Genomic DNA, 13,669 nt, shown 5'->3' with positions numbered 1-13,669 from the left:
ATGGGATCATCGAAGCCCCTGTCACTTTAAGCCGGGGCTATTTCCTACCGCCCTTTGCGAAGCCTTATGGTGAACCGGCATGTTTCCTATTACCACTTGGCAAACGAAGGGATTGATCCGCAGACATTACAGGGAATCCGGCACGATCAACCCATCCCCACGAAAACATTGGACCGGTTATGCCGCATGTCCGAATGTCAGCCGGGGGAATTGGTCGAGTACCTGGAAGATGGAAAAGAAGACATGTGATTAATGAAGAAAGAATTTTTTCATTCTTCGCTTAGATTGTGGGAAGACGCCTTCCCTGCAAGAAAGAATCGTTGCCGATGGAGGGTGATGGGTTGGACGTTCAGCAACACATCCGCGAACTTATGGAAGAGCGGGGATGGAGTGAATATAAATTAGCGAAGATGGCAAATCTGCCACAATCCACGATCAGCAATTTATTTAAGAGGAATAATGCTCCAACGCTATACACATTAGAAGCGATCTGCAAAGCGTTTGGAATGACCCTGGCACAATTCTTTTCCGAAGGGAAGGAGCCGATGGAATTGACGGAGGAGCAACGGGCGTTGTTTGCAAAGTGGGCGACCCTTTCAGAGAAGCAAAAACGGGTATTGTTCGAGCTGATCGATATTATGTAAATAGAGCGTGTTCGCCCGGGACCGGCGGCGCTATTGCCTTCCCCGCTTTGGGGAAGGTTTTTGTTTTCGTATGGCTTATCCAGCGATTCTTCTTTTATTTTTGATACTTTTCTGTTATAATAACGGGTAATAGTATCAGAACAGCGGTTAGCCGGCAATGTCCCCGGGGGAAAATCAGCTTTTTCTTTGCAGAGTGGGGAAGTGGCCGGCCAGCCGTTTGGCGCCGATTTCCATGCAGAGCCGCCTGCGGACCGATGAATTTCAAGGCCTCCGCGGACTGCTGCAAATTTCAGGGGAAATGAGGAATGGGGAACTGGCATGAAAGAAAAAACATTGGTAATCACCGGCATGGGGGCGGTCACGCCGGTCGGCATAGGGGTAACCGCCTATTGGAATGCGCTGATCGAAGGCTGTTGCGGTGTTGGCCCGATCACGCGCTTTGATGCGTCTGATTTGCCCGTACAGATTGCAGCTGAGTTGAAGGATTTCAATCCGGCCGATCACATGCCCAAGACGCTTGCGCGCACCATGGACCCGTTCATGCAGTTTGCCTATGCTGCGGCGCAGGAGGCATTGGAGAGCAGTGGTTTTCCCATCGAAGCCGAGTCCGACCGGATTGGCATTGTGATGGGCACGGCTATGGCGGGCGTGACCACGGTGGCGCACACCCAGGAGGCGTTTGATGCAGGCCGCCGCGTCGGCCCGCGCTTTGTGCCCATGGCCATCGGCAATATTGCGGCCGCGCAGATCGCCATCGCGCGCGGCATCCATGGCCCGAGCATGACCCTCAATACGGCCTGTTCCGCGGGCGGCGACGCGATGATGGTCGCTGCCATGCTGCTCAACGCGGGCGAGGCGGACGCAGTCCTTGCGGTTGGCGGGGAGAGCATCCTCTGCCCGATCGTGGTGTCCGGCTTGTCGCAGGCCAAGGCGCTTTCGCGCTGCAACGACGATCCTCTCCATGCCTGCCGCCCGTTTGACCTCAACCGGGACGGTTTTGTCATCGGGGAAGGCGGCGGCGCGCTGCTGATTGAAACCGAAGAGCACGCCCTCGCGCGCGGCGCAACGATTCACGCGGTGCTGGCAGGCTGGGCCAACACATCGGATGCACACCATGTCACGGCGCCCTGCCCGGATGGTGCGGGTGCTGCGGCCTGCATGAAGCGTGCGCTGCAGCGCGCCGGGATGCAGCCCTCCGACATCGGGTACATCAATGCGCACGGTACCTCGACGCCGCTCGGCGACAAGGCTGAAACATTGGCGGTCAAGGCCGTGTTCGGTGGGCGCGAAACGGCCCCGCCGGTCTCCGCAACCAAATCCGCAACCGGCCACTTGATGGGCGCGGGCGGCCTGACCGAGGCCATCGCCTGCATCAAAGCAATCCAGGAAGGCATTTTGCCGCCCACCCTGCATCTGGATACCCCAGACCCGGACTGCGACCTGGATTATGTACCCCATACGGCCCGCAAGGTCGAGATCACAGCCGCCATGTCCAATTCCCTGGGCTTTGGCGGACAAAATTCCAGTATCATTCTTTCCCGATACGAGAAATGAGGCGAACACAGTATGAATAACCAGTATACGTATGACGTCACCATGTTCCGCGACACGTTCGAGTCGCGGTTCACCTATCTGAACGGATTTCTGCGCAATGTATCGCGTTTTAGCACCCGCCCAGCGCTGAACGACCCGATTTCCGGCCGCCGCTGGACCTATGCGGAGCTGAACGCCGAGGCCAACCGCCTGGCGCATGCACTGCGCGCGGACGGGGTCGGTAAGAACGACGTGGTGATGTTTGCGCTGCTCAACTCCCCTGAGTTTGTATTCTGTTACCTTGCTGCACACAAAATCGGCGCGATTGCCTGCCCGGTCAACTACCGGCAGGGCGCGGGCGAGATTGCGCTGGTCATCGACGACAGCCGCCCCAAAGCATTCCTCTACGATGCGGAGTTCGGCGACCTGTCCGCGGGCGCGCTGGGAATGTGCGTGTACAAACCGGATGTCACTATTATGGTGGATTACAAGGGCGGCGCGCAGGCGCCCGACGGCCATATTCTGTATCAGGACTATGTGGCGAATCAGCCGGAAACCGATCCGCCCATCGGCTTTGCCCCTCATATTTACGACGAGACCACCCGCCTATATACCTCCGGGACCACCAACCGGCCCAAGGGCGTGCCGATCAACAACGTGAACGAGGTCCTTTCCGCGCACGATGTGATGATGCACTTCCCGCTCGGCCCGACGGACCGCACCATGAATATGACCCCGTGGTTCCACCGCGGCGGCATCCACTCCGGCGGCCCGTGCCCGACGCTGTATGCGGGCGGCGAAGTGGTCATTTTGCGGGACTTCAGCCCGAAACGCTGCCTGGAATATGCGGAAAAATACGAGGTTTCGTTCCTGATCGGCGTGCCGACCATCATCGCCATGCTCGCGCGTGCGCAGGAAAAGGCCCATGCAAAGCTGTCGGCCCTGCGGGGCATTGTGACCATGGGCGCCCCGTTTGAAAAGGCCGCTTGCGAAAAATATATGAAGCTCTTGACCCCCAATATTTTCAATGGCTATGGCACCACGGAGACCTTCTGGAACACCTTCCTGCGCCCGTTTGACCTGCCGGATATGGCGGGGTCTGCCGGACGCTCCTGCACGGACGACGACGTCCGGCTGGTCGCCCTGCGCGAAGACGGTTCGCATGCCGAGCCGGAGGACACCGTGCCGCGCGACGGGAAGACCCCTGGGGAGATCATCATCTCCTCCCCTGCGAAGAGCGCGTTCTGCTATTTTAACAATCCGGAGATGACTGCCCAGAAATTCTACAAGGGCTGGCTCTACACCGGCGACGTGGGGACATGGGATGAAAACGAGTTTGTCACCGTTTCCGGCCGGAAGGACGATATGATTGTGTCCGCGGGCGAAAACATCTACCCGACGCAGATTGAGGCCGTGCTGAACGAGCATCCCAAGGTGGCGGAGAGCGCCGTCATCGGGATTCCGGACAAGCTGCGCGGCGAGGTTGTGGCGGCTTATGTCGTCCCCTCGGACGAAAGCTTGACGGTGGCCGAGCTCAAGGAATATTGCATGCACAGCCCCATGTTGTCCTCGTACAAATGGCCGCGCGTGTACAACCTTGTGAAGGAATTGCCGCACACCGCAACCGGCAAACTGATGCATTATAAACTGCGCGAGCAGGCAAAACAATCTAAATAAAATCCGTGGAAAAAATCGCCGTCCGGTTTGGACGGCGATTTTTTCGGTTGGGAAAGCGGGGAAAACCGCCCTTTTAAGGGGGCTTTCATCCGGCGGCCGCTTATGCTTCTATGAATGAAAGAGGTTGCGGCGCTTGTTGGAAAAGCCCGGATACGCTATAATAAGGGTGAAAAAACCGCTGGACGGCGGGGAGGGGGAGCAGGATGTCTACCTATTGCCGCATCTTGATCGTTGAGGATGAATATCTCACCCGTCAGGGGATCAAGGGCATGATCCATTGGGAGCAGGAGGGGTTCCAGATCGTGGGGGAAGCGTCCAATGGGGAGGAAGCCTTGGCCCGGATCGAGGAATTGAAGCCGCAGATTGTGCTGACGGATGTGGTCATGCCGGTGATGGATGGGATCGCCCTGACCCAGGCCATCCAGGAGCGGTATCCGGAAACCCGCGTCATTGTGTTGAGCGGCTACAGCGACTTTGAATATGTAAAATCCATCTTCCAGCACGGCGCGGTGGACTACATCCTCAAGCCCACGCTGAACCAGCAGGAATTGCTGGCGACCCTCTGTAAGGCGGCTGGGCAGATTCCGGATTTCGTGCTCACCCGCGGGGGAGGGGATTCGTTCGAGAGCGTCATCAACCAGGCGCTGTCCGGGTTCCCCGCGCCGGACGCCCTGGAAAAGTTGCGCAAGGTATTTCCCTATCCGCACTTTTTCCTGGTGGGGATGAATGTCCCCTATGTGCTGGGAAATGCAGCCAATCTCAGCCGGGAGGCCGGGATTTTAGCAGCCGGCGCAGAGGAGTTCCTGCCCGGCGTAACCGCGCGGGTGGCCACGATCGACCGCAAGTTTTTGCTGATGATCGTCAATTATGCGGCGGAGCCGTACCGCTCGTTGACGGAGCGCGTCAGAAAGCTGGTGGCCGCCGTACGCGTAAAGTCGCCGCGCGCCTTTTATGTCTACACCAGGGAGTTCAGTGGATTGGGCCTGCTCAAAGAGACCTATACCCGCCTGGCCGCGCTCTCCCGGCAGCGCTTTTATTGCCGGGACGTGTTCATCCAGGGGGAGGATGCGTTTGCCCCTGCCGCCGCAGAGCCGTTCGACGCCGCAAGATTCAACGCATTGGTCCGCGCATCCGATATGCGTCAGGCGCTGGAGCAATTGGACGCCTGGCTGCGGCGGGCGGTTGACCGGCATGCCCCCGGGGAATTCGAGCTCAAATCCCTGGTGCAGGATGCGCTCTATCAGATGTTGGCCTTTTGGGAGGAAAGCGGCATGGATGCGGAACGCATCGCTTCCCTCAAGCGCGACTGTTTTATCCGGATCAGTGAAGCAAAATTCGCGGAAGATCTCCTGGAAGCCTTTGGCTGCATCCGGGCCGATTTCCTCACGCTGTTTGAAGAGCGGGCGCCGCGGCAAGGGAAGCGTTCCGTCCAGGAGATCCTCGACTATGTGGAGGAACACTGCGCCGAGGCGCTGACCCTCAACGATGTCGCCAAGCGATTCAATTTCAATTATTCTTACCTGTCCTCGTATTTCAGCGCCAACAACCGGGAGGGGTTCAGTGAATATCTGAACCGCGCCCGCATCCGCCGCGCGGAGGAGCTCCTGCGCAAGGGCGATATCCCGGTGTCCGAGGTGTGCGGGATGGTCGGCTATGGGGATCACAGTTATTTCTGTAAGGTGTTCAAGAAATTCACCGGGAAAACGCCGAGCGAGTTCCGCCGTCAATGCGGCGCCGCGGTTGGAGGGAAACGATGGAAAAAATCTTAGAAAAACTGCGGTCCAATAGTTTGCTGCTGAAAATTCTATCGGTCATGCTGCTGAGCGTCATATGCGTTGCTACATTGACGCTCAGTATTTCTATCCGGGCGTCCGAGGACGTATATGTGGACACCTTTACGGAGTCCAATTCCCAGATCATCGGGCAGATTCGGGAAAATATGGGCCGGTTCAACGATGAGATTTCCGAAATCATGAGCGTGATCAAGAACAACTGGGCCTTCCGGAGCTATCTCACCAGCGAGGACCGCAGCTCCGCGACCGCGTCGTACACGCAGTACAGCATGGTGTGGAACCTCGAACACGCCCTGCCGCCGGATTATTTTGAGAAGATGAGCATTGTGCTGGTGGGCGTCAACGGCAGCAGCTATTTGAGCAGCGATGCCGGGCTGACCGTTTCAGTCGAAGAATTGCTGGACAGCGCGGTCACACAGGAGACGCGCCGCCAGCCCAACCGCATCCTTTATCAATATGTAGACGACGGCTTCACCACGCTGACCCAGGGGGACAGCGCCATCGTTGCCAGTACAGGCCTGAATTATGCCGGCGGGCAATCGAACTACGGATATGCCTATGTGGTCATCCCGCAGGAGGTCCTGCGCGATTTTTACAGCAGTTTCAGCAGCGACGCAAACAGCCTGATGCTGCTGGACAGCGAAGGGCGCATTATCTCGTCCACCCAAAAGGAACTCATCGGCTTTAAAAATCTGGAGCTTTTGGAGACGGCGCAACAGGTGGAAGAAAACAGCCTGCCCTATGGGGAGATCGTCCAGTCCGGGCGCCAGATGGCCGTGGTTGCCCAGGAGATCCCCCATTGGAATTTCCATTTGGTTGGATTGATCGACCGCGAAAGCATCCTGCGCGCGGTCGGCAGCTACAAGCCCATTGAAATTATGACGTTGTTGGTGGTCCTGTGCGTGTTCGCCATCATGTTCCTCGTGGTGCGCAAAACGACGCGGCCGATCCATTCCCTGGTCGCAGAGATGAAACAGGTAACGCAGGGGGATTTTAGCCGGCACATCCCCGTGGAAGGCAACTATGAGGTGCGGGAACTTGCAACGGCGTTCAATTACATGTTGGATGGCCTCGACAGTTACATGGAGCAGATCATGACCATCGAGGACGAAAAGCGCGAGGCGGAGATCCGCGCCTTGCAAATGCAGATCAACCCGCACTTTATCTACAATACGCTCGCCTCCCTGAAATGGATGATCTGGCAGGGCAATTCCGAAAGCGCTGTGCAGGCGATCGATTCGTTTAGCCGCCTGCTGCGCGGGACCATCAGCAAACGCGAGGAACGCATCCCTGCGGCCGAGGAACTCGACAACTTAAAGGATTACGTCTTTTTGCAGCATTTGCGCTTTGGGGAGCAGATTCAGGTCCGGTTTTCGCTGGCCGAGGACTGCCGCAACTGCCTGATGCCCAAGCTGACCTTGCAGCCGTTTGTGGAGAACGCATTTTTCCATGCGTTCAGCGGGGCGGAGGAAGGGAGCATCTTTGTGTCGGTCCGCCGCCGCGGGAATGACCTGGTCAGCGAAATCATCGACAATGGCTCCGGCATGAAACAGGAGGAGGTCGGCCGCACGCTGTCCACCGGCGGGAAAGCAGACCACTTCACCGGGATTGGCATCAAAAATGTAGACGACCGGATCAAGCTCCTCTATGGCGCGCAGTACGGCGTTTCCATTTCCAGTGAACCGGGCAAGGGCACGGCAGTCACCATCACGATCCCGGCGCAGGAGAAAGAATCCAAAGATCCTACCAATTTATAAAAAAAGTACAAATGTCTATGAAAAAACATCTAAAAAAAATACCAAATGAGAGAAAGAAATTGCTAATACCTATGGATTGGTTTTTAGTAAAATAAGATACAGATGAAAAGAAACAATGCGTTTATGCAAGCCGCCCCTCTTATGGGCGCTGTCAAAAAGGGCTTGCAGAATATGACAGGAGGGGTTAGCATGCGTTGTTCCCGTTTGCTGGCCCTGGCGCTGGCTTTTTGCCTGTTGTGGGGGTTGACAGCCTGTGCAAAAACCGGTGGTGGACCGGCGGAACAGCCGGCCATGGAGGCAGAAGAACATACATTGACCATATGGGCTTGGGACGATACCTTCAATGTGAAGGCGGCGAATTTGGCAAAGGCGTATTATGCAAAGACCGATCCGGGCGTCCAGGTTGACATCGTCACCATGGCCCAGACGGACATCATCACCCGGCTCAATACCGCGTTTTCCTCCTCCAACTATGAAGGGCTGCCCAACATTGTCCTGATTGAGGATTACCGGATCCAGAATTTCCTGAAGTCGTACCCCGGGGAGTTCCGGGACCTTTCCTCCATTGTGGACCCCAATAAATTTATGGAATATAAACTCCGTGTCATGACGGAGGAGGGCAAGATCTATGGCGTCCCGTTTGACAGCGGCGCAGCCGCCCTGTTTTACCGCACGGATTACCTCCAAGCGGCGGGATACACGCAGGAGGACATGCAGAACCTGACTTGGAACGAATACATTGAAATCGGTAAGGACGTCAAAGCGGCGACCGGCAAATATATGTTGACGTTGGACCCCAGCGACCTGGGCCAGGTGCGCATCATGATGCAGTCCGCCGGGGCATGGTATGTAAAAGAGGACGGCGAGAGCGTGGACATTGCGGAAAATGAAGTGCTCAAGGCGTCGCTTTCCACGTACCAGCGCATGGTGGATTCCGGGATTGCGTTGCAGGTGTCCGGCTGGGACCCGTTTGTGAAGGCTTTCCAGGAGGGAGAGGTCGCCAGCGTCCCCTCGGGCTGTTGGGTGATGTCCAATATTGTGAAAGCGGAGGAGCAGAGCGGCAAATGGGCCGTGGCGCCGATCCCGCGGTTGGACGGCATCCCCGAATCGGTCAATGCTTCCAGCATTGGCGGCGGGAGCTGGTATGTATTGAGCAGCGTCCCGGGTGCGGACCTGGCGGTGGACTTCTTGGGGAAGACCTTTGCTTCCAACGAGCAGTTGATCGACGACCTGGTGAAGGACATCAGCTTGGTGAGCACCATGAAGTCCGCAAAGGATTTGAAATACCGAAGTGAGCCCAGTGAATTTTTTGGAGGCCAGCGGATCTATGAGGATCTTGCGGCCTGGACCGAGCAGATCCCGCCGGTCAATTATGGGCTGTATACCTATACCATGGAGGACATCATCGCCCAGAGCCTGCAATCCATTATGCAGGGGGCTGATATGGATGAGACGCTCAAAAACGCCCAGACACAGGCGCGCGCTTCCGTCCTCCACTCTTAATTTGCATACGGCCGCCGGCGAGGCGGTTTGTAGAGAAGGCTGAAAAGCCAGGACAGAAGAAAGGCAATAGGAAGGAGAAACGCAAACATGAAGAGAACCAAACGCAGGGCCCTGCCTCTGCTGCTCTGCTTGTGCATGCTGTTGCAGACTTTTGTTTCTGCGCCGGCACTGGCGGCAACCGAGAGCGGGGAACCCGGAGACCTGCTCTACTTCGTCAACTGCGCTGCAACCAATGTGGCGGACGTGGCGGAGGGGGACGCCATGGGCGGGTACCAGTCCGTGACGGACCAGCCCTATGGCGAGGACGCTGGGACGGGGAATGCCTGGGGCTATGTAGAAGACGAATACATGGTCCGCGGCGGCAATGCAGACAGCGTTGTCAAGACCGATACGTACTGGTACACCAGCGACAGCATCCAGTATGACCCGGAGACCAGCGGCTTCCGGTATAACTTTGCTGTGGAAAACGGCAGCTATGAAGTCACTGTTGGCATTAAGATCCCCGGTTGGTGGGGCGCCAGAACGGTGGACATCGATCTGGAAGGCACCCGCACTACGGATCAGGCCAGCGTGCCCGGCGGCTCGGCGACCAATGCGACGTTTGAGCGCACTTCGGAGATTATGGTCACGGACGGCGAGCTGAACGTATTTGTCCATAACTCCAAGCGTACCTCTGCGGATGGAGACCCCATCCTCAGCTACATCCTGGTCAAGCGTGGCGAAGTGTATGACAAGGCCACTTTGACGGATAAGATCGCGGAGATCGAGGGCAAGGTGGAAGCGGACCAGGCGGCCGGCGTTGTCTATGCAGAAGAGCCCCTTGGCGAGCTCTATGTGGGCGAAGAAAATAAGGAGGACAACCTCCAGGCCCTGAACGCTGTCCTGGCATCTGCGAAGGAGTTGGCGGCGCAGGACAACCCGAGCCCTGCAGACGTGAAAGAGACCTGCGAGCATCTGGACACGGTCTACTCCGACCTGCGCTCCATCGAAACCTATGATTCCTTCTCCGGCGTCAACGGCGATGTATGGAAGGACACCAACGGCAAGCCCATCCAGGCGCACGGCGGACAGGTGCAGAAATTGCCCATGCCCGATGGAACGGAAAAATGGTGGTGGGTTGGCGAGGATAAGACGACCGGAAGCCACAGCAATGGCATCAGCGCGTATTCCTCCGACGACCTGTACAACTGGACGTTCGAAGGCTATGTGATGCGTTCGGTCCCGAACCGTGAGGCGTTGGATACGGACCCGTATTTCACAGCCCTCTACGGCGACCTGACCGAAGAAGAGAAGGATTATGTCTACCTCTGCATCAACAAGGACACGGCGATTATCGAGCGCCCGAAGATGATTTATAACGAGGCAACCGAAAAGTACATCATCTGGTTCCATGCGGACGGCCCCACCGAGGAGTCCACTTCCAGCTACGCGGCAGCAGCAGCGGGCATGGCGATCAGCGATACGCCGAACGGCCCGTTCACCTTTATCCGCCGCTCCCGTTTGCACCAGCTTCCGGAAGAGGAGTATCTGGAGGACAACGGCGTGCTCGACTGGTATGAAGAGCCGCAGAACCGCGGTTTTGCCCGCGACATGAACCTGTTTATCGACGACGACGGGACGGCGTATATCATCTATTCCAGCGAAGAGAACCGCACGATGTTTATCTCCCGCTTGAACGACGAGTACACGGACCTCGACGTGCCGCAGGAGCCGGTCGGCCTGGCAAAGAACGGCGTGGACTTCGTCCGCCTGTTCCCGGGCGGGCAGCGCGAAGCGCCGGCCCTGTTCAAGTATGACGGCACCTATTACATGATTACCTCCGGCGCAACCGGCTGGAGCCCGAACCCGGCCCGCTATTGGAAGGCCGACGAAATTCTCGGCGAGTGGACCGACATGGGCGATCCTTGCATCGGCGATACCGATGGGAAGACCTTCTGGTCCCAGAGCACCAATGTGATCCCGGTGGACCCGGAGAACGGCAAGTTCATCTACATGGGCGACCGCTGGGGTTATGGAAAAGAACAGGATTTCAGCGCGGAAGCGCTTGCAGATTCCCGTTATATCTGGCTGCCGGTGCAGATCGACGCCAGAGGGAATATCAGCCTCCAGGAATACAACGATTGGGATCTCAGCGTATTTGATTCCATCAACAACATCAAGCTGAACAGCGAGATGGATGATATCTATTATGGCACCGAGAACCTGCCGGAGCAGGTAAACGTCAGCATCCGTGAGGATGAGGGGTGGGTGACCAAGGACGTCAATGTCTCCTGGGATTTCAGCTCGCTGATTCCGGGCGCAGAAAATACGGTAACCGGCACGCTGGAAGACGCCAATGGCCTTACGATAACGGCCAATGTCGTTGACATCCCGGAGAACCTGCTTTACTTTATCGACAGCGGCGCTACGAATGGCTCCGAGCTGTACGATGTCATCAAAGAGATGGCCCCGAACCTGGTCAATACCGAGGCGTATGACCAAGCCTATACCGAGGGTAGCTGGGGCTATACCGGCACCGATGACGACATCGCACCCAAGAATCCGGAAAGCCAGGACGCTTATACCAGCGGTTTCTGGGCAAAGGGCGGCAAGAATATCGATTACAAGCTACCGTTAAAGGCCGGCGAGTATCAGGTTTCCCTTGGTTTCCAGGAGTGGTGGAGTACATCCCGCCCGATGAAGGTCGTTGTTTCTTATGAAGGCGCGGACGGGCAGACGGTTGAGACTACGATTGGCACATTCACCAATTCCGGCGAACAGGCTTATCTGTTCCCGTTTACGGTAGAAAACGACGCGGATGTCACCATCAGCGTTCAGAGACAGAATTCCAACAACCCCGACCCGGTCCTGAGCTGGATTGCCCTGACCGGCGAAGTGGAGGAAGAGCCGAGCGAGCACATGCTGACGGTCACCTTCCCGAACACCGTCGAACTGAGCATCGATGGCGAAAGCCAGACGATTGCCAACCTGATCGGCGCATATAAAGACGTCGTAATGGCGGACACCGAGCTTGAGCTGACCTTTACGCCGCGCGTAGAAGGCCGCGAGATCGCAGGCGTCACCGTGAATGGCGAAGCCATTGCGGAAGACAGCTTTGACGTTGCCGAGTATGTGTACAGCGCGGCTATGCCGAACGCGGACACCACGATCGAGCTTGGCTTCACGGTCGTTGACAAACAGAACCTGCGCGCTGCCATTGAGATTGCAGAAGGCAGAGCGGACGAAGCAGCGGAAGCCGTACCGTCCGTACAGGAGAAGTACGAAGCGGCTTTGCAGGCGGCGAAGGACGTCGAAGCCAAGAAGACCGCAACGCAGGACGAGATCAACACCGCATGGAGCGACTTGATCGACGCGCTGCACTACCTGAGCTTTGTTGCAGGCGACAAGAGCCAGCTGGATATCCCGATGGAGATCGCAGATTCTATCAACCGCGACCTGTTCACGCCGGACAGCCTGAAAGCGCTGGACGAAGCGTATGCGGCGGCGGAAGACCTGCTGGACGATGAAGAAGTCCTGGAAGCGGACATCACCGCAGCAGTCGATGCGCTGTATGACGCGATTTACGACTTGGTCTACCGCGCAGACATCACCGAGCTGGAAGCGCTGGTCCTCAAGGGCGACGGCATTGTTGAAAACGCGGACCAGTACATCCAGAACGAGGCATGGACCGCATTCGAGACCTCTCTGGAAGAAGCAAAGACCGTGCTGGAAAATGCAAACGCAACGCAGGATGCGGTGGATACCGCAGTGAAAGACCTTACGGCAGCGATTTCCGCCCTGCGCATGATCCCGGATAAGGATGCGCTGGAAGCATTGATCGGAGAAGCTGAAGCGATCAACACCAATAAGTACACGGCGAAGAGCGTGGCAACGATGAAGGCCGCCCTGAGCACCGCGAAGGCAGTCCTGAACGACGCAGAAGCGACCGAGGAAGAGGTTGCGGACGCAGTCGAGGCGCTGGAGAACAGCATCGACGGCTTGGTCGAGAAGAGCACCTCCACGGGCTCGAAGAACAGCGGCAGCACATCTGCAAACGTCGGCAACGCATACGGCGCAGCGGGCGTTGTATCTGCAAGCCAGAGCGTGGCAGCGAATGCCTATGTGGTTTCCGACACGACGGTCAACTTCACACTGAAGCGCGGCCAGGCGTATTGCTTCAAGATGACGGTGGTCAACGGCAACGCCATGACGCCGGGCTTCACGGTCGGCAACGGCGATGTGCTGAAGACGCAGTTCGTGGCGAAGGTCGGCAACGACTATTATTACAGAGTCTATGCCATCGGCACGCCGGGCCAGAGCACGGGCGTTTACACCACCCTGCCGGGCAATGCAGCCGTGAAACATTGCACGGTTACGATTGGATAAGTGCTTTCTTAGGGAACGCCGTAGGCGCGAAAAGACGCTGTGCGTCCGATGTCTGATTGCTTCCGTAGGGTTTCCCCTGCGGAGCGGAACACGCCATAATTGCGGTTTGCTTCCGTGGTTGCTGCCGTAGGCGTGAAAGATGCTGTGCGTCCGCGTAAGACGTTGCACGTCCAGTGAAGCACTGCACGGTAACCATTGGCTAATTTAAAATGAAAGGGAAGGATTCTTCCCGATAACGGTAAGGCCCTCACCCTGGGAATTCCCAGGGTGAGGGCCTTGCTATGTTTTATCCTTCTATTTCTCACATGTGGTGGGACTGTAATTTTTGCCTGTATGAAAATTTTCGCTTGCCTCTGTAGGGCCTTCCCATATGGAGCGGAAAACAAACTCCTCGCGG

8 protein-coding genes are annotated in these 13,669 nt (G+C 57.1%); all 8 read left to right on the top strand.

Features of this window, described 5'->3' with window-relative positions; translation table 11 throughout:
- The first annotated feature begins 66 nt into the window (after window positions 1-66).
- The 8 genes from I2E77_RS07685 to I2E77_RS07650 all read left to right on the top strand — a co-directional run bounded on the left by I2E77_RS07685 (window position 67) and on the right by I2E77_RS07650 (window position 13,272).
- Window positions 67-249, top strand: coding sequence for a helix-turn-helix domain-containing protein (locus tag I2E77_RS07685; protein WP_243252565.1), 183 nt, complete (start codon window positions 67-69; stop codon window positions 247-249).
- A 92-nt stretch (window positions 250-341) separates the two neighbouring features.
- Window positions 342-644 carry a helix-turn-helix domain-containing protein gene (locus I2E77_RS07680; RefSeq protein WP_243252564.1) on the top strand — a complete coding sequence of 101 codons (303 nt, stop codon included), beginning with the start codon at window positions 342-344 and terminating at the stop codon, window positions 642-644.
- Between the two features lie 318 nt (window positions 645-962).
- Complete coding sequence (gene fabF / locus I2E77_RS07675; RefSeq protein ID WP_195450955.1) at window positions 963-2,198, top strand: beta-ketoacyl-ACP synthase II; 1,236 nt, start codon at window positions 963-965, stop codon at window positions 2,196-2,198.
- Between the two features lie 12 nt (window positions 2,199-2,210).
- Complete coding sequence (locus tag I2E77_RS07670; protein WP_195450954.1) at window positions 2,211-3,854, top strand: class I adenylate-forming enzyme family protein; 1,644 nt, start codon at window positions 2,211-2,213, stop codon at window positions 3,852-3,854.
- Between the two features lie 203 nt (window positions 3,855-4,057).
- Complete coding sequence (locus tag I2E77_RS07665) at window positions 4,058-5,623, top strand: response regulator transcription factor (RefSeq protein ID WP_191363081.1); 1,566 nt, start codon at window positions 4,058-4,060, stop codon at window positions 5,621-5,623.
- Window positions 5,608-7,404 (top strand): cache domain-containing sensor histidine kinase, encoded by a 1,797-nt coding sequence (locus tag I2E77_RS07660; protein WP_172749735.1) that lies wholly within the window; start codon window positions 5,608-5,610, stop codon window positions 7,402-7,404. Before I2E77_RS07665 ends, I2E77_RS07660 begins: the two co-directional genes overlap by 16 nt.
- A 189-nt stretch (window positions 7,405-7,593) precedes the next feature.
- The gene (locus I2E77_RS07655; protein ID WP_087234655.1) at window positions 7,594-8,907 is read left to right on the top strand and encodes an ABC transporter substrate-binding protein; all 1,314 of its coding nucleotides are present in this window, start codon (window positions 7,594-7,596) and stop codon (window positions 8,905-8,907) included.
- An 87-nt stretch (window positions 8,908-8,994) separates the two neighbouring features.
- Window positions 8,995-13,272, top strand: a complete 4,278-nt coding sequence (locus tag I2E77_RS07650) for a family 43 glycosylhydrolase (protein ID WP_195450953.1) — start codon at window positions 8,995-8,997, stop codon at window positions 13,270-13,272.
- Window positions 13,273-13,669: the final 397 nt, after the last annotated feature.

The organism is Anaeromassilibacillus sp. 1001302B_160321_C8 (genome assembly GCF_015554745.1).
Taxonomy (GTDB): Bacteria; Bacillota; Clostridia; order Oscillospirales; family Acutalibacteraceae; genus Anaeromassilibacillus; species Anaeromassilibacillus stercoravium.
The sequence above is the reverse complement of the archived record's forward strand: the minus strand, read 5'-3'. Positions and strand labels throughout refer to the sequence as shown.

Coding starts and splice junctions, on each gene's coding strand:
- I2E77_RS07685 (WP_243252565.1), top strand. CDS start 67: ATGGTGAACCGGCATGTTTCCTATTACCACTTGGCAAACGAAGGGATT.
- fabF (WP_195450955.1), top strand. CDS start 963: ATGAAAGAAAAAACATTGGTAATCACCGGCATGGGGGCGGTCACGCCG.
- I2E77_RS07670 (WP_195450954.1), top strand. CDS start 2,211: ATGAATAACCAGTATACGTATGACGTCACCATGTTCCGCGACACGTTC.
- I2E77_RS07665 (WP_191363081.1), top strand. CDS start 4,058: ATGTCTACCTATTGCCGCATCTTGATCGTTGAGGATGAATATCTCACC.
- I2E77_RS07660 (WP_172749735.1), top strand. CDS start 5,608: ATGGAAAAAATCTTAGAAAAACTGCGGTCCAATAGTTTGCTGCTGAAA.
- I2E77_RS07655 (WP_087234655.1), top strand. CDS start 7,594: ATGCGTTGTTCCCGTTTGCTGGCCCTGGCGCTGGCTTTTTGCCTGTTG.
- I2E77_RS07650 (WP_195450953.1), top strand. CDS start 8,995: ATGAAGAGAACCAAACGCAGGGCCCTGCCTCTGCTGCTCTGCTTGTGC.